Source organism: Pseudomonas sp. GV047 (assembly GCF_003058245.1).
Lineage (GTDB): Bacteria > Pseudomonadota > Gammaproteobacteria > Pseudomonadales > Pseudomonadaceae > Aquipseudomonas > Aquipseudomonas marginalis.
The window spans coordinates 409,018-427,556 of the sequence record NZ_QCWA01000004.1; the positions used below are offsets into that span (position 1 = coordinate 409,018).

16 protein-coding genes, 1 tRNA gene and 2 pseudogenes are annotated in these 18,539 nt (G+C 59.4%); 16 read left to right on the top strand and 3 right to left on the bottom strand.

The annotated features are described in order from the left end of the window. Positions 1-39: 39 nt before the first annotated feature. Positions 40-996: a DMT family transporter gene (locus C8K58_RS12960; protein ID WP_092355068.1), complete on the top strand. Its 957-nt coding sequence runs from the start codon at positions 40-42 to the stop codon at positions 994-996. Here C8K58_RS12960 and C8K58_RS12965 read toward each other — a convergent pair. Continuing rightward, complete coding sequence (locus C8K58_RS12965; protein ID WP_027603957.1) at positions 993-2,375, bottom strand: class II fumarate hydratase; 1,383 nt, start codon at positions 2,373-2,375, stop codon at positions 993-995. The two genes, C8K58_RS12960 and C8K58_RS12965, sit on opposite strands and share 4 nt — an antisense overlap. A 192-nt stretch (positions 2,376-2,567) precedes the next feature. Here C8K58_RS12965 and C8K58_RS12970 point away from each other — a divergent pair, with 192 nt between their 5' ends. From C8K58_RS12970 to C8K58_RS13000, 7 genes are all read left to right on the top strand, one after another. Continuing rightward, complete coding sequence (locus tag C8K58_RS12970; RefSeq protein WP_003236690.1) at positions 2,568-3,086, top strand: DUF2059 domain-containing protein; 519 nt, start codon at positions 2,568-2,570, stop codon at positions 3,084-3,086. Positions 3,087-3,092: 6 nt separating this feature from the next. Next, complete coding sequence (locus C8K58_RS12975; RefSeq protein ID WP_027603958.1) at positions 3,093-3,389, top strand: BolA family transcriptional regulator; 297 nt, start codon at positions 3,093-3,095, stop codon at positions 3,387-3,389. Between the two features lie 118 nt (positions 3,390-3,507). After that, entirely contained in the window at positions 3,508-4,449 is a 942-nt protein-coding gene (locus C8K58_RS12980; RefSeq protein ID WP_027603959.1) for a rhodanese-related sulfurtransferase, read from the top strand. 36 nt (positions 4,450-4,485) lie between these two features. Continuing rightward, positions 4,486-5,088: a DsbA family protein gene (locus C8K58_RS12985; RefSeq protein WP_169898031.1), complete on the top strand. Its 603-nt coding sequence runs from the start codon at positions 4,486-4,488 to the stop codon at positions 5,086-5,088. Beyond that, positions 5,081-6,883 (top strand): ABC transporter ATP-binding protein, encoded by a 1,803-nt coding sequence (locus C8K58_RS12990; RefSeq protein ID WP_027603961.1) that lies wholly within the window; start codon positions 5,081-5,083, stop codon positions 6,881-6,883. Before C8K58_RS12985 ends, C8K58_RS12990 begins: the two co-directional genes overlap by 8 nt. Before the next feature lie 71 nt (positions 6,884-6,954). Continuing rightward, entirely contained in the window at positions 6,955-9,417 is a 2,463-nt protein-coding gene (locus C8K58_RS12995; protein ID WP_092355055.1) for an EAL domain-containing protein, read from the top strand. A 78-nt stretch (positions 9,418-9,495) separates the two neighbouring features. Continuing rightward, positions 9,496-10,266: a TenA family transcriptional regulator gene (locus C8K58_RS13000; protein ID WP_222935384.1), complete on the top strand. Its 771-nt coding sequence runs from the start codon at positions 9,496-9,498 to the stop codon at positions 10,264-10,266. Positions 10,267-10,287: 21 nt separating this feature from the next. Here the strand turns inward: C8K58_RS13000 and C8K58_RS13005 are convergent, their stop codons facing one another. Continuing rightward, positions 10,288-11,214 carry a GGDEF domain-containing protein gene (locus C8K58_RS13005; RefSeq protein WP_092355052.1) on the bottom strand — a complete coding sequence of 309 codons (927 nt, stop codon included), beginning with the start codon at positions 11,212-11,214 and terminating at the stop codon, positions 10,288-10,290. Positions 11,215-11,496: 282 nt separating this feature from the next. Beyond that, positions 11,497-12,639, bottom strand: a complete 1,143-nt coding sequence (gene lldD, locus C8K58_RS13010) for an FMN-dependent L-lactate dehydrogenase LldD (RefSeq protein WP_108573795.1) — start codon at positions 12,637-12,639, stop codon at positions 11,497-11,499. Positions 12,640-12,739: 100 nt separating this feature from the next. Here lldD and C8K58_RS13015 point away from each other — a divergent pair, with 100 nt between their 5' ends. The 8 genes and pseudogenes from C8K58_RS13015 to C8K58_RS32245 all read left to right on the top strand — a co-directional run bounded on the left by C8K58_RS13015 (position 12,740) and on the right by C8K58_RS32245 (position 18,531). Further along, positions 12,740-13,636 (top strand): LysR family transcriptional regulator, encoded by an 897-nt coding sequence (locus C8K58_RS13015; protein ID WP_027603966.1) that lies wholly within the window; start codon positions 12,740-12,742, stop codon positions 13,634-13,636. 60 nt (positions 13,637-13,696) lie between these two features. Further along, positions 13,697-13,772, top strand: a tRNA-Asn gene (locus C8K58_RS13020). A gap of 121 nt (positions 13,773-13,893) precedes the next feature. Beyond that, positions 13,894-14,781 carry a ParA family protein gene (locus C8K58_RS13025; protein ID WP_108573796.1) on the top strand — a complete coding sequence of 296 codons (888 nt, stop codon included), beginning with the start codon at positions 13,894-13,896 and terminating at the stop codon, positions 14,779-14,781. Further along, a pseudogene (locus C8K58_RS13030) lies at positions 14,782-15,615 on the top strand (replicative DNA helicase); the annotation flags it as partial. Between the two features lie 135 nt (positions 15,616-15,750). Next, positions 15,751-15,957: pseudogene (locus tag C8K58_RS13035) on the top strand (integrase); the annotation flags it as partial. 261 nt (positions 15,958-16,218) lie between these two features. Further along, positions 16,219-16,932 carry an ankyrin repeat domain-containing protein gene (locus C8K58_RS13040; RefSeq protein ID WP_027603968.1) on the top strand — a complete coding sequence of 238 codons (714 nt, stop codon included), beginning with the start codon at positions 16,219-16,221 and terminating at the stop codon, positions 16,930-16,932. A 397-nt stretch (positions 16,933-17,329) separates the two neighbouring features. Beyond that, positions 17,330-17,731 (top strand): GFA family protein, encoded by a 402-nt coding sequence (locus tag C8K58_RS13050; RefSeq protein WP_108573797.1) that lies wholly within the window; start codon positions 17,330-17,332, stop codon positions 17,729-17,731. A gap of 500 nt (positions 17,732-18,231) precedes the next feature. After that, complete coding sequence (locus tag C8K58_RS32245; RefSeq protein WP_094949838.1) at positions 18,232-18,531, top strand: hypothetical protein; 300 nt, start codon at positions 18,232-18,234, stop codon at positions 18,529-18,531. The last annotated feature ends 8 nt before the right edge of the window (positions 18,532-18,539 follow it).

The window sequence follows — 18,539 nt, forward strand, 5'->3', positions numbered from 1 at the left end:
AGAATGCCCGCTCCACTTCCTCTGGCTTCTGGGGCACTCATGCACATCTCTTCCGGCCGCTGGGTCTACGGTTTTCTCCTGACCCTGCTGACCGCGCTGCTCTGGGGCATTCTGCCGATCAAGCTCAAGCAAGTGTTGCAGGTCATGGACCCGATCACGGTCACCTGGTTTCGCCTGGTGGTGGCCGGCAGTTGCCTGTTCGTGTACCTCGCCGCGACCAGGCGCCTGCCCAGTCGTAAGGTACTCGGCCCCAGGGGCGGCTGGCTGGTGGCGATGGCGGTGTGCGGCCTGGTGGGTAACTACGTGTTGTACCTGGTGGGCCTGAAACTGCTCAGCCCCGGCACCGCGCAGTTGGTGGTGCAGATGGGCCCGATCTTCCTGATGATCGCCAGCGTGTTTGTGTTCAAGGAACGTTTCAGCGTCGGGCAGAGCGTGGGCCTGGTGGTGCTGATCATCGGCTTCGGGCTGTTCTTCAACCAACGCCTGGAAGAGTTGCTGACGTCCCTTGGCGCCTACACCGCCGGCGTGCTGACTATCCTGCTGGCGACTTCGGTCTGGGTGTTCTATGCCCTGGGACAGAAGCAGTTGCTGACCGTGTGGAATTCGCTGCAAGTGATGATGGTGATCTACCTGTCGTGCGCCGTGCTGCTGACGCCGTGGGCCCATCCGCTGGAGGCCCTGCAACTGAGCCCGCTGCAAGGCTGGCTGTTGCTGGCGTGCTGCATGAACACACTGGTGGCTTATGGTGCATTCGCCGAGGCCCTGGCCCACTGGGAAGCCTCGCGGGTGAGCGCGACCCTGGCCCTGACGCCATTGGTGACCTTTGTCGCGGTGGCGTTGGCGGCATGGCTGTGGCCGGACTATGTGCAGGCCGAAGAGATCAATGCCCTGGGCTATTTCGGCGCGTTGGTGGTGGTGCTGGGGTCGGCGGCGGTGGCGCTGGCGCCGTCGTTGCTCGCCGGGCTCAAGGCCCGGCGGCTACGCATGGCGTCTTAGGCGCCCAGCATGTTTTCCGGGCGTACCCACTGGTCGAACTCTGCGTCGGTGAGGTAGCCCAGGTCCAACGCCGCTTCCCGAAGGGTCAAGCCTTCGGCGTAGGCCTTCTTGGCGATCTCTGCCGACTTGTCATAGCCGATGTGCGGGTTGAGCGCGGTGACCAGCATCAGCCCGCGCTCCAGGTGCTCGGCCATTTTCCCGGCGTCGGGTTCGAGGCCGGCAATGCAGTGCTCCTGGAAGTTATTGCAGCCATCGGCCAGCAGGCGGATCGATTCCAGCAGGTTGTGGATGATCACCGGCTTGTACACGTTCAACTGCAAATGCCCCTGGCTCGCCGCGATGCCGATGGTCACGTCATTGCCCAGCACCTGGCAGGCCAGCATCGACAACGCCTCGCACTGGGTCGGGTTGACCTTGCCGGGCATGATCGAGCTGCCGGGCTCGTTGGCCGGCAGTTTCACCTCGGCAAGGCCGGCACGCGGGCCGGAGCCCAGCAGGCGCAGGTCGTTGGCGATTTTCATCAGGGCCACGGCCAGGGTTTTCAGGGCGCCGTGCAGGGTCACGATCGGTTCATGGCCGGCCAGTGCGGCGAATTTGTTCGGCGCGGTGACGAAGGGCAGGCCGGACAAGGCGGCCAATTCCGAAGCAATCGCCTCGCTGAAGCCATGGGGGGCATTGAGCCCGGTGCCCACCGCCGTACCGCCCTGGGCCAGCTCGCATACCTGGGGCAGGGCGCTGCGGATCGCCCGTTCGGCGTAGTCGAGCTGGGCGATAAACGCCGAGAGTTCCTGGCCGAAGGTGATCGGCGTGGCGTCCATCATGTGGGTGCGGCCCGTCTTCACCAGCTTTGCATGCCGCGCCGACAACTCCGCGAGGCCGCCGGACAGCGTATTGATCGCCGGCAACAATTGCTGGTGCACCGCTTGCACCGCCGCAATGCTCATGGCCGTAGGGAAGCAGTCGTTGGAGCTTTGGGAGCGGTTCACATGATCGTTGGGGTGTACCGGGCTCTTGCCGCCACGGGGCTTGCCCGACAGCTCGTTGGCGCGGCCGGCGATGACCTCGTTGGCGTTCATGTTGCTCTGGGTGCCGCTGCCGGTTTGCCAGACGACCAGTGGGAACTGGTCATCATGTTGGCCATCGAGCACTTCGTCGGCGGCCTGTTCGATCAGGCGGGCGATGTCGGCGGGCAGGTCGCCGTTGCGGTCGTTGACCCGGGCGGCGGCCTTCTTGATCAGGGCCAGTGCGTGCAGTACCGCGAGGGGCATGCGCTGCTCGCCGATGGCGAAATTCACCAGCGAACGTTGGGTCTGGGCGCCCCAGTAAGCGTCATCCGGGACTTCCACGTCTCCCAGGCTGTCGGTTTCGATACGGCTCATCGGGCACTCTCCTTCAGGTTCGTTTGCGCAGTTTAGGCCCTGATCGGCCTGGGGGGTTCCCTAAAAGACTTTTCATCGGATTCATTCACTGCAATCCGCGCCCGGTAAGGCCCGGGGTTGAGCCGCAGCGTTTTTTAGGCGCAGAATGGGCGCCCTTGGGGTCTTACCTCGCCTGCTAGAAAAGGAAACTCGATGACTCGTCTTCGTGCCATCTGTACCGCGGTTGCTCTGGTTTGCGCCAGCGGCCAGGTTTTTGCCGATACCGCCAGCCACAACGCCAGTGCCGAAGCCTTCCTTACCCTGGCCCATGCCGACAAGCTGGGTACCCCGGTGTACATGCAAGTGCAGCAAATGTTCGCCCAGCGTTTCGAACAGACCAAGGCGCCTGCCGCCAAGCAGTCCGTACTGGACAGCTACCAGGCCAAGGCCAACGCCGCCCTGGACCAGGCCATCGGCTGGCCGAAGCTGAAGCCGGACATGGTCAAGCTCTACACCACCAACTTCAGCGAATCCGAGCTCAAGGACCTGGTTGCCTTCTACCAGTCGCCACTGGGCAAGAAAGTCCTGGAAAAAATGCCGCAACTGACCCAGCAATCGGCCCAGATGACCCAGGCCAAGCTGGAAAGCGCCGTGCCGGTAGTCAACAAGCTGTTGGAAGACATGACCAACGAGCTGACGCCAAAAGCTGCCGCACCGGCGAAGAAGAAGTAAGCAGGAATGACCATGCAACAGCGTATCGAAACGGCGCTCGCCGCCCTGGCCCCGGAGCATTTGAGCGTGCTGGATGAAAGCCATATGCACAGCCGTGGGTTGCAGACCCACTTCAAGGCCGTGCTGGTCAGCCAGCAGTTCGAGGGGCTTAACCGCGTCAAGCGCCACCAGAAGGTCTACGCCACCCTGGGTGACCTGATGAGCGAATTTCATGCGCTGGCGCTGCATACCTACACGCCCGAAGAATGGGCGAAAATCGACGCAGCCCCGGCCTCGCCGACCTGCGCCGGCGGGCATGGCTGATACGCGGGTGTCTCTGACACCCCGCATTTGCTAGAATCCGCAGCGCGCCGCTCAGCCGGCGCGTTTTTTTTGCATCCGGTTCACCCCTTACGAGGGTAGCCACCTGGAGAGAACACCCATGACTCAACCGATTGTCGTGGCGGCACTGTATAAGTTCGTCACCCTCGAAGATTACGTCGCCCTGCGCGAGCCACTGCTGCAGGCGATGGTCGACAACGGCATCAAAGGCACCTTGCTGATCGCCGAAGAAGGTATCAACGGCACCGTTTCCGGCAGCCGCGAAGGCATTGATGGCCTGATGGCCTGGCTGAAGAACGACCCGCGCATGGACGATATCGACCATAAAGAGTCGTACTGCGATGAGCAGCCGTTCTACCGCACCAAGGTCAAGCTCAAGAAAGAGATCGTGACCCTGGGCGTCGAAGGCGTCGACCCGAACAAGAAAGTCGGCACCTATGTCGACCCGCAGGACTGGAACGCGCTGATCAGCGACCCCGAAGTGCTGTTGATCGACACCCGCAACGACTACGAAGTTTCGATCGGCACCTTCGAAGGCGCAATCGACCCGAAAACCACCAGTTTTCGCGAATTTCCCGCCTATATCAAAGCCAACTTCGACCCGGCCAGGCACAAGAAGGTCGCCATGTTCTGCACCGGCGGCATTCGTTGCGAGAAGGCGTCGAGCTACATGCTCAGCGAAGGTTTCGATGAGGTCTACCACCTCAAGGGCGGCATCCTGAAGTACCTCGAAGAGGTGCCGCAGGCAGAAACCAAATGGCAGGGCGACTGCTTTGTGTTCGACAATCGCGTCACTGTGCGCCACGACCTGAGCGAAGGCGACTACGATCAATGTCATGCCTGCCGCACACCGGTGAGCGCCTCCGACCGCGCATCCGAACACTATGTGGCTGGCATCAGTTGCCCCCATTGCTGGGATAAGCTGCCGGAGAAAACCCGTCGCAGCGCGATCGACCGGCAAAAGCAGATTGAGCTGGCCAAGGCCCGCAATATGCCGCACCCGATTGGCTTCAACTACAAGCAAACCCCTTCCGAGGCCTGACCCATGCCCGCGCGCCTGCTCTATGTGATGGACCCGATGTGTTCCTGGTGCTGGGGCTTTGCCCCGGTGGCGCAGGCGCTGGTCGAGCAGGCCCAGGCGGCCGGCGTGGACGTGCACCTGGTGGTGGGCGGCTTGCGCACCGGCAGCGGCGCGGCACTGGAACCGACCACGCGGCGCTACATCCTCGAGCACTGGCAGGCGGTCACCGACGCCACCGGCCAGCCGTTCAAGCGCGATGGCGCGTTGCCCGACGGCTTTGTCTATGACACCGAGCCTGCCTGCCGTGCCATCGTCACCGCGCGCAGCCTGGCGCCGGATTGCGCCTGGACACTGTTGGGGCTGATTCAGCGCGCGTTTTATGTCGAGGGCCGCGACGTGACCCTCGCCAGCGTGCTGGTGGAACTGGCTGAAAAGGCAGGCATCCCGCGCATCGAGTTTGCCGGCGCATTCGACCGTGCCGAGCAGCATGCCGCGACCGCCGCTGACTTCACCTGGGTCCAGGACCTGGGGATCGCCGGGTTTCCGACCTTGCTTGCCGAGCGTAATGGCCAGTTGGCGTTGCTGACCAACGGCTACCAGCCGCTGTCCGAGCTGTCACCGTTGTTGGGGCGATGGCTGGAGCGAGCGACCTGTGCATGATCAGTCACCCCGTACCGACCGACTGACCTGGGCGGAAATTCGCCGCCTGGCCCTGCGGCACAAGAAGTCCCTGTGGATCGCCAATGGCGTCGCCGTGCTGGCGACCCTGTGCAGCGTGCCGATTCCCTTGCTGTTGCCGTTGCTGGTGGATGAAGTGCTGTTGGGACACGGCGATGCCGCGCTCAAGGTGATGAACCACGCACTGCCCCTGGGTTGGCAGAAGGCGGCCGGCTATATCGGCCTGATGCTGCTGGTGACGCTGTTTCTGCGTTGTGGCGCGCTGCTGTTCAACGTGGTGCAGGCGCGGTTGTTTGCGCGCTTGGCCAAGGACATCGTGTACCGCATCCGCGTGCGCCTGATCGAGCGGCTCAAGCGCATCTCCCTGGGCGAGTACGAAAGCCTGGGCAGCGGGACCGTCACCACCCACCTGGTCACCGACCTGGATACGCTGGACAAGTTTGTCGGTGAAACCCTCAGCCGTTTCCTGGTGGCCATGCTGACCCTGGTGGGTACCTCGGCGATCCTGGTGTGGATGCATTGGCAACTGGCGCTGCTGATCCTGCTGTTCAACCCGTTGGTGATCTACGCCACGGTGCAGTTGGGCAAGCGCGTCAAGCACCTGAAGAAGCTGGAAAACGACAGCACCTCGCGCTTTACCCAGGCCCTGACCGAAACCCTGGATGCCATCCAGGAAGTGCGCGCCGGCAACCGCCAGGGCTTTTTCCTCGGGCGCCTCGGCCAGCGGGCCCAGGAAGTGCGTGACTACGCCATTCATTCGCAATGGAAAACCGACGCTTCGAGCCGCGCCAGTGGGTTGCTGTTCCAGTTCGGTATCGACATCTTCCGTGCGGCGGCGATGCTTACCGTGCTGTTTTCCGACCTGTCCATCGGCCAGATGCTCGCGGTGTTCAGCTACCTGTGGTTCATGATCGGCCCGGTGGAGCAACTGCTCAACCTGCAATACGCCTACTACGCGGCAGGCGGGGCGCTGACGCGGATCAACGAGCTGCTGGCGCGTGCCGATGAGCCGCAATATGCCGGCGGTGCTGATCCGTTCACCGGGCACGACACCGTGGGCATCGAAGTGCGCGGCCTGGACTTCGGCTACGGCGAAGAGCTGGTACTCGACCAGTTGAACCTGGCCATCGCGCCCGGTGAGAAGGTGGCGATCGTCGGTGCCAGTGGCGGTGGCAAAAGCACCCTGGTGCAATTGTTGCTCGGGCTCTACACACCCCAGGCGGGCAGTATCCGGTTTGGCGGTGCCACCCAGCAGGAGATTGGCCTGGAGACCCTTCGCGAGCACGTTGCGGTGGTGCTGCAACACCCGGCGCTGTTCAACGATACCGTGCGCGCCAACTTGACCATGGGCCGGGAGCGCAGCGACCAGGCCTGTTGGCAGGCACTGGAAATCGCCCAGTTGGATGCTACCGTCAAGGCACTGCCCTTGGGCCTGGACAGCGTGGTGGGGCGTTCCGGGGTGCGTTTTTCCGGTGGGCAGCGCCAGCGCCTGGCGATTGCGCGCATGGTCCTGGCCGAACCCAAGGTGGTGATACTCGACGAAGCAACCTCCGCCCTGGACGCCGCCACCGAGTACAACCTGCACCAGGCGCTGGCACGGTTCCTCAGCGGGCGTACTACACTGATCATCGCCCACCGTCTGTCGGCTGTTAAGCAGGCGGATCGAGTCTTGGTGTTCGACGGCGGTCACATTGCCGAGGATGGTGACCATCAGCAGCTGATTGCCGATGGCGGGCTGTACGCCAAACTGTATGGACACTTGCAACAGGTACGTTGATTTAGCCTAGGCTGAGCTATCGGAAGCGGGTTTTCGCGTGCGTATCCAGCAGTGCATGTGCAAGGGACTTCATGAAGCAAAAGCGGACTTTAGGAACGCCCCGGTTGTTGGGCATTGTCTGGCCATTTATCGCCGTGGTGCTGTTCCAGGCATTATTGGGCTGCGTCAGTCTCTACGTGCTTTCGGCCGTGCGTGGTTACGTGGCCGGCGAGAGCCTGTGGTCCAAGGGCCAGAAGGACGCCATCTATTACCTGACGCTCTACGCCGATAATCGCGACGCCGGCACGTACCTCAAGTACCAGCAGGCCATTGCCGTGCCCCAGGGCGGGCACGAACTGCGCATTGCCCTTGACCGTCCCGTGCCCGACCTTGCCGCAGCCCGCCTGGGTATCCTCAAGGGGGGCAACCACCCGGATGATGTCTCCAGCCTGATCTGGCTGTACCTCAACTTTCGCCATTTCAGCTACCTGGAAAAAGCCATCCAACTGTGGACCGTAGGCGATGGTTACCTGCTTCAACTGGATGACCTGGCCCGCGAGATGCACCAGGCGATCATTCACGACCAGATCGGCGCCAACGATGTGCGCCAGTGGAAGGCGCATATCATCGCCATCAACGAAGGCGTGACACCCGCCGCCAAGGCCTTCAGCGATGCTCTCGGCGAAGGTTCGCGCATGATTCTGCGGCTGCTGGTCATCACGAACCTGGCGACGGCCCTGGGCCTGATCGTATTGGCACTGTTGCGCACCCATAAGCTGCTGGCCCAGCGCCATGCCTTCGCCGATGCCTTGCAGGAAGAAAAGGAGCGGGCGCAGATCACCCTGGAGTCGATTGGCGACGGGGTGATCACCACCGACGTCGACGGTGCCATTACCTATATGAACCCGGCGGCCGAGGCGCTGACTCACTGGCACTCGGCGCAGGCCCAGGGCCAGCCCCTGGCAGCGTTGTTCAAGTTGCTGGAAGACCACGCACAGCCGGATGGCTTCACCCTGATCGAACACATCGTCAAGGGCCAGCTCAGCGGCGGCAGCGAGCATTCGAAGACGATCCAGCGCCTGGATGGCAGCACGGTCTCGGTCACCCTGGTGGGCGCGCCGATCCGCAGCGCCGGCAAGGTCTCGGGCGCGGTGCTGGTGCTGCATGACATGACCCAGGAGCGCCAGTACATCGCCAATCTGTCATGGCAGGCGACCCACGATGCGCTGACCGGCCTGGCCAACCGCCGCGAATTCGAGTATCGCCTGGAGCAGGTGCTGCACCCGGCAGGGCAGGCGCAGGCCGGGCGGCATGCGTTGATGTTCCTGGACCTGGACCAGTTCAAGCTGGTCAACGACACCTGCGGCCATGCGGCAGGCGACGAACTGTTGCGGCACATCTGCGCGCTGTTGCAATCGGACCTGCGCGAAGGTGACACCCTGGCGCGCCTGGGCGGCGATGAATTCGGCATCCTGCTGGAGAACTGCCCGGTGGCGGTGGCGGAAAAAATCGCCGAAAGCCTGCGCCATACCGTGCAGAGTCTGCATTTCGTATGGAAGGGGCGGCCGTTCATGACCACCGTGAGTATCGGCCTGGTACACATTGCCAGCACCCCGACCACCCTGGAAGCCTCGCTGCGTGCCGCCGACATGGCGTGCTACATGGCCAAGGAAAAAGGCCGCAACCGCGTGCAGGTGTACCACGCCGACGACTCCGAACTGTCCCTGCGCTTTGGCGAGATGGCCTGGGTGCAGCGCCTGCACATGGCGCTTGAGGAGAACCGCTTTTGCCTGTACTCCCAGGAAATTTCCCCCCTCGGGCATACCGACGGCGGCAATGGGCATATCGAAATACTGCTGCGTCTGCACGATGAGGCAGGGCGTGTAATCCTGCCGGACAGCTTTATCCCGGCCGCCGAACGCTATGGTTTGATGACGTCCCTGGACCGTTGGGTGGTGGAGAATGTATTTGAGATTATTGCCCGTTGCATTAAAGAGCGTCCGGGCCGTCCCATGGCCCTGTGTGCGATCAATCTGTCAGGTATAACGATTGGCGATGATGACTTTCTCGGATTCCTGCGAGAGAAATTTCATACCTACGCTATTCCGCCCAGCATGATCTGTTTTGAAATTACCGAAACCAGCGCCATTGCGAACTTGGGCAGTGCCATCCGCTTTATTAATGAACTCAAGGCCTTAGGTTGCCATTTTTCGCTGGATGACTTTTGCGCCGGAATGTCCTCATTCGCTTATCTCAAACATTTACCTGTAGACTTCCTGAAGATCGATGGAAGTTTCGTAAAGGATATGCTGGACGACCCGATTAACCGCGCGATGGTTGAAGTGATCAATCACATCGGCCATGTCATGGGTAAGCGCACAATTGCCGAGTTTGTTGAAACACCGCAAATCGAACAGGCCCTGCTCGATATTGGTGTGGATTACGCTCAGGGCTACCTGATTGAACGACCGCAATTGTTTACCTTCGATAGCTTGCAGTGTCGACCCGTGCGGCCGCAGCCTCTGTTATTCAGGGCGCCCGGCACATTCCGCTGAAACATTCGCCGGTCTGTAAATCACACTTAAAAAGGAGCCTTAATAGTGATCGACACATTCAGCAGAACCGGCCCGCTTATGGAAGCCTCAAGCTACCCCGCCTGGGCTCAGCAATTGATCCAGGACTGCAGCGAGAGCAAGCGCCGGGTTGTCGAACACGAACTGTACCAACGCATGCGTGACAACACGCTCAGCGCCAAGACCATGCGTCACTACCTGATCGGTGGCTGGCCCGTGGTGGAACAGTTTGCCTTGTACATGGCACAGAACCTCACCAAAACCAAGTTTGCCCGCCATCCGGGGGAAGACATGGCGCGCCGTTGGTTGATGCGCAATATCCGTGTGGAGCTGAACCACGCGGACTATTGGGTGCATTGGGCGCGTGCCCATGGCGTCAGCCTCGAAGAACTGCAGGCCCAGGACGTGCCGCCGGAGTTGCATGCGCTGAGCCACTGGTGCTGGCACACCAGCTCGGCCGATTCGTTGATCGTGGCCATTGCCGCGACCAACTATGCGATCGAGGGGGCGACGGGGGAATGGTCGGCGGTGGTGTGCTCCACCGGCGTGTATGCGGCAGCCTTTCCCGAGGAAGACCGCAAGCGTGCGATGAAGTGGTTGAAGATGCACGCCCAGTACGACGATGCCCATCCTTGGGAAGCCCTGGAAATCATCTGCACCCTGGCCGGGATGAACCCGACCAGGGCACTGCAGGCAGAGCTGCGCCAGGCCGTATGCAAGAGCTACGACTACATGTATCTGTTCCTGGAAAGTTGCATGCGCCTGGAGAAAGAAAAACCGGCGAGCGCTGCCGTGCGTGAGCGCCCGCTGCGGGTCGCCAGCGAAGCGTGATGTAACGGGGATGGCGGGGTTTTACCCCGCCATTGCCAGGCGATTGCGGCCTTCGCGCTTGGCCACGTACAAGGCGCTGTCGGCGCGACGCAACAGGCTTTCGGCCGACTCGGCGGCCAGCAAGGTCGAACAACCGAGGCTCACCGTCAATTCGATCCGTGTGCCATCCGCCCAATAGTCCTGGGCCTGTGCCGCCTGGCGCAGGCGTTCACCGACCATGGCCGCCGCATCCCGGCCGGTGTTGGACAGCAGGATCAGAAACTCTTCCCCGCCAAACCGAAACACCATGTCCACGTTCCGCAACTGGCTCTTGATTGCCCCGGCGACGGCGCGCAATACGTTATCGCCGGCCGCATGGCCGTGGGTGTCGTTGATGGTCTTGAAATGGTCGATGTCCAGCATCAGCAGGGACAGCGGGTTCAGGTGCCGGCGCGCCATGTCGATTTCCCGTTGCAGGGTCTGGTCCATGGCAATGCGGTTGCCCGTTTCTGTCAATGGGTCGCGCAGGGCGCTGCGGGTGGCGGCGCGGTAGAGCAGGGCGTTGCGCATCGGGTAGAGCAGGGTCGACAGCAGTGATTCGAGCTGGCCGAGTTCCTCTTCCAGCAGGCGCTGGTTGCGGCGAAAGACCAGCTCGCCGAGGTGCTCGCCTTCGTGGCTCAGGCTGTAGCTCACCGAGTGGTGGCCACGGTGGCCGAACTCCAGGCGCAGGTCACTGGCGTCGTGGCGGTACTGCAGGGCGTCCAGGGGCACCAGATGCTGGACCTCACGGAAGAACACGGCAAGGATGCGCTGCGGTTCCAGGCTGGTCTGCAGTTGCATGCCCAGTTGCTGGCGAGTTTGGACAAGGGTGGTGGGGCGACGTGGCAGGAGGGCGGGTTGGCCAAAGCCCAGGCGTTGCAATTTTGCACTGTCAAAGTCAATTGCGTTGGTCTGGGTGGGGGTTTTCATAAGCAAACGGCCTCTAAGCACTTAGCTGTCTTACAGGCTGGATGAGAGTGGCAAATGCCAGGCGTCTTACTGTTCCTTCAGTTCCGTAAAACATTGGAAACAGTTTAGACCGCTTTACCAGGGGTTATAACCCCTGGGCACTGCCGCACGTCTTGTCATCGCTTGACCTGCTTGGAAGGTGTTAGAGCGAGATTCGTGCCATTTCGTTTAAATAAATAAAAAACCTTACAAATCAAAGACCGTTTTTACAGTAAAAAAACGGTCGTTCAGCACTGACGTCAGTTATTTGGCTGATTGCACCAGCGTGTTGTGGTCAATCTGGTCTATGGACGTGACACCGGTCAACGTCATGGCCACACGCATTTCCTTGGCGAAGATGTCCAGCAGGTTCTCTACCCCGTGCTGCCCGTCGGCGGCCAGTGCATAGGCGGTGGCGCGTCCGAGCAGGCACGCCTTGGCGCCGAGGGCGAGCATGCGCACCACGTCCAGCCCGGAACGGATGCCGGAGTCCACCAGCACCGTCAGGTCATCGCCCACCACGTCCGCAATCGGTGGCAGAGCCTTGGCGGTGGACAGCACACCGTCCAGTTGACGGCCGCCATGGTTGGACACCACGATGCCATCGGCGCCGAAACTCACTGCGTCCCTGGCGTCCTGAGGGTCGAGGATGCCCTTGATGATCATCGGGCCTTTCCAGAAGTCGCGGATCCACTCCAGGTCTTTCCAACTGATGGAAGGGTCGAAGTTATTGGCCAGCCAGCCGATGTAATCTTCCAGGTGAGTGGGTTTGCCGAGGTACCTGGAGATATTGCCCAGGTCGTGGGGGCGGCCCATGAGCCCTACGTCGAACGCCCATTGCGGCTTGGTGACGGCCTGCAACATGCGCCGCTGCGTCGCGAACGGCCCGGACATGCCCGAGTGGGCATCTCGGTAGCGCGCGCCCGGTGTGGGCATGTCCACGGTGAACACCAGGGTGGTAACCCCCGCCGCCTGGGCCCGCTCCAGGGCATTGCGCATAAAGCCCCGGTCCTTGAGCACATACAGCTGGAACCAGATTGACTGCGGGCTCTGCGAGGCCACTTCTTCAATCGAACACACCGACACCGTCGACAGGCAGAAGGGGATGCCCTTGTTCGCCGCCGCCTTTGCCGCCTGCACTTCGCCGCGCCGCGCATACATGCCGGTCAAGCCGACAGGGCTGAGGATGACCGGCATGTCCAGGGGCTGGCCGAACAGCGTGGTCTTGAGGCTCAGGTTATCGACATTGCGCAGCACCCGTTGGCGCAGGCTGATCTCGGCCAGGTCCGAACTGTTTGCGCGCATCGTGTGCTCGGCGTAGGCACCGCCGTCGATGTAGTCGAACAGGAAGCGCGGCAGCTTGCGTTTGGCCGCTGCGCGGTAGTCGGAGGCGGACGAGATGATCATTAAGCGTGTCTCCACAAGGCTGGGCGGGTCAGGATAGGCAAATATCTGTCATGATAAAAACAACTTTTATCGCTAGATACCAGTCGCTAAAGGAATACCCATGAACTTGAGAACGTTGCGCACGTTCGTCGAAGTGGTGCGCCAGGGCGGATTTTCCCAGGCCGCCGACGTGGTGGCCTTGACCCAATCCACGGTGAGCAAGGCGGTCAAGACCCTGGAGGAAGAACTCGGCATGCCGCTGCTCGACCGCCTCGGCCACCGCAACGAACTCACCGCCGCGGGTGAGATCGCCTACCGCCGCGCCCTGGTACTGCTCGCCGAACACCATGACCTGGTCGCCGAGATCAACGACCTGCGCGGCCTCAAGCGCGGCGTGTTGCGCATCGGCCTGCCACCGGTGGGGTGTGGGGTGCTGTTTGCGACGATGTTTGCCACCTATCGCAGCCGTTACCCGGACATCGACATCGAACTCACCGAATACGGCAGCAAGAGATTGCGCGAGTGCCTGGAAGCGGGGGAGGTCGACCTCGCTGCGTTGCTGCTGCCGGTGGATGCGGGCTTCGATTATCAGCCCGTGCGCAACGAACCGCTGATGGCCGTACTGCCCAGGAGCCACGCCCTGGCCCAGCGTCAACGCATCGACTTCGCCGACCTGGCGGATTCGCCATTCATCCTGTTCGAAGCCGGCTTCGCCCTGAACGCCAAGATCCTCGCCGCCTGCGAGCGCAAAGGCGTGATACCCCGCGTGGCGGCGCGCAGCGGGCAGATCGACTTCATCGTCGACCTGGTCGCCGCCGGCCTCGGCGTCGCCTTCCTGCCCCGCATGCTGGCGCACAAGCATCAACACGCAGGCATCGCCCTGATCCCCCTCGACGAACCCCACACCGACTGGCACATCGCCCTGGCCTGGCGCGCCAGCGCCCACCTGCCACCCGCCGTGCGCGCCTGGCTGGACCTGGCCAAGGAGCAGCAGCTTTCAGCCGGTCATCCGGATTAATCGTCCAGGCCGTCAGGGAAAGCTTGACTTCTCCTTTTCAATCAGTAACATACGGCGCATTCCGCGATAGCTCAGTTGGTAGAGCAAATGACTGTTAATCATTGGGTCCCTGGTTCGAGTCCAGGTCGTGGAGCCAGATAGGGAAAAGCCTGCAGCGATGCAGGCTTTTTTTTGCCTTGGATTTTCCGGGGTGATCAAAGCGCATAGCGTGACCTGCATGAAAGCATCTCAAATCCTACGATTCCGAGGTCAATATCATGAAAGTCACTGCGGTCGTTTCAACCAAAGGCGGGCCGGGTAAAACCACGGTTGGCGTCAATCTGGGCGCGTTCTGCGCCGATGCAGGGATCCGTACCCTGCTCATCGATCTGGATAATCAACCGTCGCTGTCGTCGTTCTATGCGCTATCGCACGAGGCGCCCGGTGGAACCTATCAACTGATCGCGAACAACGAGACCCGGGCCGACCAGGTCATTTCACGCACCTGCATTCCTAATCTCTCACTGATCCATTCCAATGATCCGTTCAATCAGATGGGAAATTTGTTGCTCCATGCTGCTGACGGGCGCCTTCGTCTCAAGAATCTGTTGCCTGCTTTCGAGCAGGACTTTGATCTGATTCTGATCGATACCCAAGGCGCTCGCTCCATCGTGCTGGAGATGGCCTTGCTTGGGGCACACATGGCGATTTCGCCCATCACCCCGGATATGCTGACTGCACGAGAGTTTCAGCGTGGAATGCTCCAGCTCTATCGAGATCTTGAGCCGTTGGCAGCATTGGGCGCAGTGACGCCAATGTTGAATGTCGTGATCAACAAGCTTGATGCAACCAATGATGCAAACCTGATTTATCACACGCTGACCGAAACCTTTGCTGATCATCCGAAGGTTCAGATGATCCAGACCACGATCCCGGCGGCAGTGAGTTTTCGTCGGGCTGCGACAGAAGGCATTCCTGCGCACCGCCTGGAGTATCGCCTCCCGACTCACCGCCGTTCACCCACCGCCTTCAAAGTCATCAAAGACCTCTCAATCGAGCTATTTCCCGAATGGCGCTCGAAATTTGAAGCGCTGAGCGAAGAGCGTCTGAGTCAGAACATATCGTTGTTATCGAATAGGGTGGTCTTGGGGAGAACTGCGGTATGAGATCTCCTTGATCTAGCCCCACCTCATTCGGTTGAGGCCGAGCAAGGCGTGATCGGTGGCCTGATGCTTGACAACTCCACATGGGACCTCATCGCCGACGTCCTCTCTGCGGACGATTTTTTCAGGCGTGATCACCGTCTGATTTACCAGGCAATTGAGCAGCTCGCTTCACGTAGTTCACCTATTGACGTTGTCACTGTCCTTGAGTCCCTCGAGGAACCTGATGAAGTTGGAGGCTTGAGTTATCTGGCGGAGCTGGCAAAGAACACGCCCTCCGTTGCCAACATTTCGACCTACGCCGCGATCGTCCGTGAGCGCTCCCACCTTCGTCGTTTGGTGATGCTCGGTTATGAGTGCAGTCGGGAGGCCTCTTCAAGCCAGGCCAAGAGCGCCGAGGTCCAAGACCTTATCGAACAGAAACTCTTCTTGCTGGGGCAGGATAGAAGTCGGAGTGATTTCGTAGACGTGAAGCAGACACTGATGGAGGTGGTTGAAAGGATCGACTACCACTTCAATGAGGGCGACAGCGTTACCGGCATTCCCAGTGGTTTGGATGCGATGGATCAAGTCACGGGTGGTTTTCAAGATGCCGACTTGATCGTCATTGCGGCGCGTCCTTCCATGGGGAAAACCAGTCTGGCACTTAGTGTCGTGGATGCCGCGCTTCAACAGAAGCCCACCAACACGGTCCAGATCTATAGCCAGGAGATGCCCGCTCACGCCCTGATGTTTCGTTTGATTGCCATCCTGGGTGAGCTCAACCTGGCGAATTTGATGCGCGGTCAGTTACGGGATGAGGATTGGCCCAAGGTCATCGCGGCTATAGTCGCCATCGCCAACGGCGATGCCCGGCGTGGACTGAGTCCTCGCCACATTGTCGAGATTGAGGTTCGGCGCCCATCGGAATGATGGCGCTGGGTGTGGAGGCGTCGCGCACGTCAATGGATTCGGAGATGTCCATGCTGTCGCAAAGGCTGGGTGAAAGCCGTGGGCCCTGATCCAGCCATGTATGGTACCCACTCAATGAGACGTACGAAGGCATCACTGATCTATCGCAGGACGAAGAACCTGCGGGCGGTTCAGTTGCTGCTCGGCCATACGAAGCTGGAGAGCACTGTTTACCTGGGGATTGAGGTCGATGACGCCCTGGAGATGGCGGAACAGACTGAGGTTTGACCATTTATAGTGACGGTCGAAATCAGAACGTCGCTAACCGGCCAAAAGCGGCCTTCGGGTGTCTACGGAACTAGGTGCGCAAGCCAATAAAAACCCAGTAAACTTTAATCTATGGGGTTAACAAGCCCTCCTACTTGATGCAAGCCTTCAATTTTTTTGATCGAGAGCGTGCGTACTCAGCGATATCTCAAGATCGTCTGCTACTATTTTGCCATCCATTGAACACCCGTAAACTCACCTCTAACAAATGGACTTGTCTGAATGAGCGAATTGAGTTTTAGAAACGATCTCAGCAACCTCATGCGTGATTGTGACCTGCAGCAGCTTCTGGATTTCATTGGGCATGAATATGACTTTGAAGCTGATCCCCACAGCGTGCTCGACAAAGCCGCCTATTACGGCAGGGAGGAAATACTCCTGCATGCGCTCGACCATGGAGGAAACCCCAATGGTACGGGTGAACTCTCAACGCCGCTGGCGTCGGTCTGCGGAAGGGGTGACTTAAAGCTTGCGAAGTTGCTGCTCAAACGCGGAGCAGAGGTCGACCTGAAAGATAAGTTCGGCCGTACAGCAATGATATCGGCGGTGTACAACGGGACGATTGCTGCAGCCAAGTTGCTAGCGGATGCAGGCGCAAGTCTGGACGGCGCTATGGAGGCGGCAGTGGACAAGCTTCGTATTGCCTTCGTGAAATTTCTTATCGAGGTCGGCGCACCCATTGACCAGGTCGATCGCTACGGGCTGACGCCCTTGCTCCACGCGTGCAGTGCCGGAAAGAAAAAGGGAAGTGAGATCGCTATGTTGCTTCTGCAAGCAGGAGCGGACGCTACCTACGTTCGGGAGGAAGATGGTATGTCTGCTATCAAACTCGGCTATTCGGGTTACGGTGAGTGTTCTGCGCAAGTCTTCGCTGAATTGAGGGCACGAGGGGCTCCAGAGCCTGAGTGGGGTTCTCAAATTGTGCAGTTGAGGTGACTTTCTAGCGTCATGGGAGACGAAAGCTGAGTGGTAGTCGGGCAAAAGCTAAATTGCTAGTCAGCACCGTCGGTCTGCAGTGCGGTGAGATCACTCACTCTTAAGCGGGGCGGATAACAGCCTCACGCGAGCGCCTGCTTTCGGCCGATTCTGTTGAAAAAGTCGGCCTTAGTTTCCTTGGCAAAAAGTAAGCGCCTGAGATTGAAATCCAGAATTCTCTCAGAGGCATTCGGACTGAGATTTCACGTAGCAGCGTGCTAAAAGGCGCTTTCACCGATCAATTTTTCGGCCGTTTGAGAAAACCGACTTTTTCAACACAATCGGCCAGAAGCAGACGTTCGACTGATCAGATTCAAGTGAGTAAGCTGGCGCCTCTTCCAGCGACAGGGACGAAGGCATGACAGAGATCTACAAGGGAAGCTGCCTATGCTCAGCAATCAGGTATGAGCTACTGACTACGCCAAAAGCAGTGAGTCATTGTCACTGTAGTCAATGCCGTAAAGGTCACGGTGCAGCATTCGCTTCGTATGGTAGCGTGCCCCGAAGCGCGTTACGAATACTCAACGGCGCCAGGTATATCACTAAGTATTCTTCTTCAGAATCTGTGCAACGTGAATTCTGTGCTCAGTGTGGTTCGACTTTGTTCTGGTCACGTTCTCAAGGTGAATTTTCCGATTGGGTTTCGATAGCACTGGGCACACTCGACACCACCTTCACGCCTCAGACGCAAAAACACGTTTATGTCGCCTCCAGAGTTCACTGGTATACGCCATCCAACTCATCGTCTCAGATCGATTGACCGCAATGGCTCGTTTTCTACCTGTCGCCGCCGGCAGAAATCGACCGATTGTGTTGAAAAAGTCGGCTTTCCCGAAACACTCGAATATTGAGGGATGAAAACACCTCAGTTGCACGCGGCTACGCGAAATCCGAGTGCTGAACCTTCTGCCAAAAATTCAGATTTCAATCTCAGGCGCGTACTTTTCTGGCGCGGAATTCGAAGCCGGCTTTTTCAACAGAATCGACCCATTGCAGCCCTTCGCATCCGGCAGAGGTCGGCCAAAAGTAAATGCTGGTCAGCATCAATGAAATAGAGTCTACCGTATGACGAAAGTGTTGGAGAAGAGCCTTCAACCCTCTCCCATCGACACGTTTCGTGCGAATCGAGTAATGTACACGCGAATTTTTTTGCGCATTTGGTCGAGTCAGCGAGGCTACCTACACAGCTGCTTAAAATTGTTCGCGTAGCTCATCCGGGTCGGCCAAAATTGTCCCCTGAATAGACCATTAGGAACGTTTATGAATAATCTCGCGGACATAGCTTTGAACTATCTTTGGACGCTGAATTTTTCAAGCGATGATTTAGGGTTTGACGAAGATTGGGTAGTAAAAGAAATTGAGTCTATGTCTCATGAGATGGAACATAATTTCACTGACGCAGAGCGTCAAGCTCTCAAGGAATCCGCGAGCCGAGCTTTGGCGAGGTGGCTAAGGGAGCCTGATGAGCACGGCTATACGCCACGCAAACTTCTTAAACCAGAACAAAGAATTTTTTTAGAATGTATTGCATCAGGAAAATTCAGCGGCCCAGAGCTTTGATTACTTCA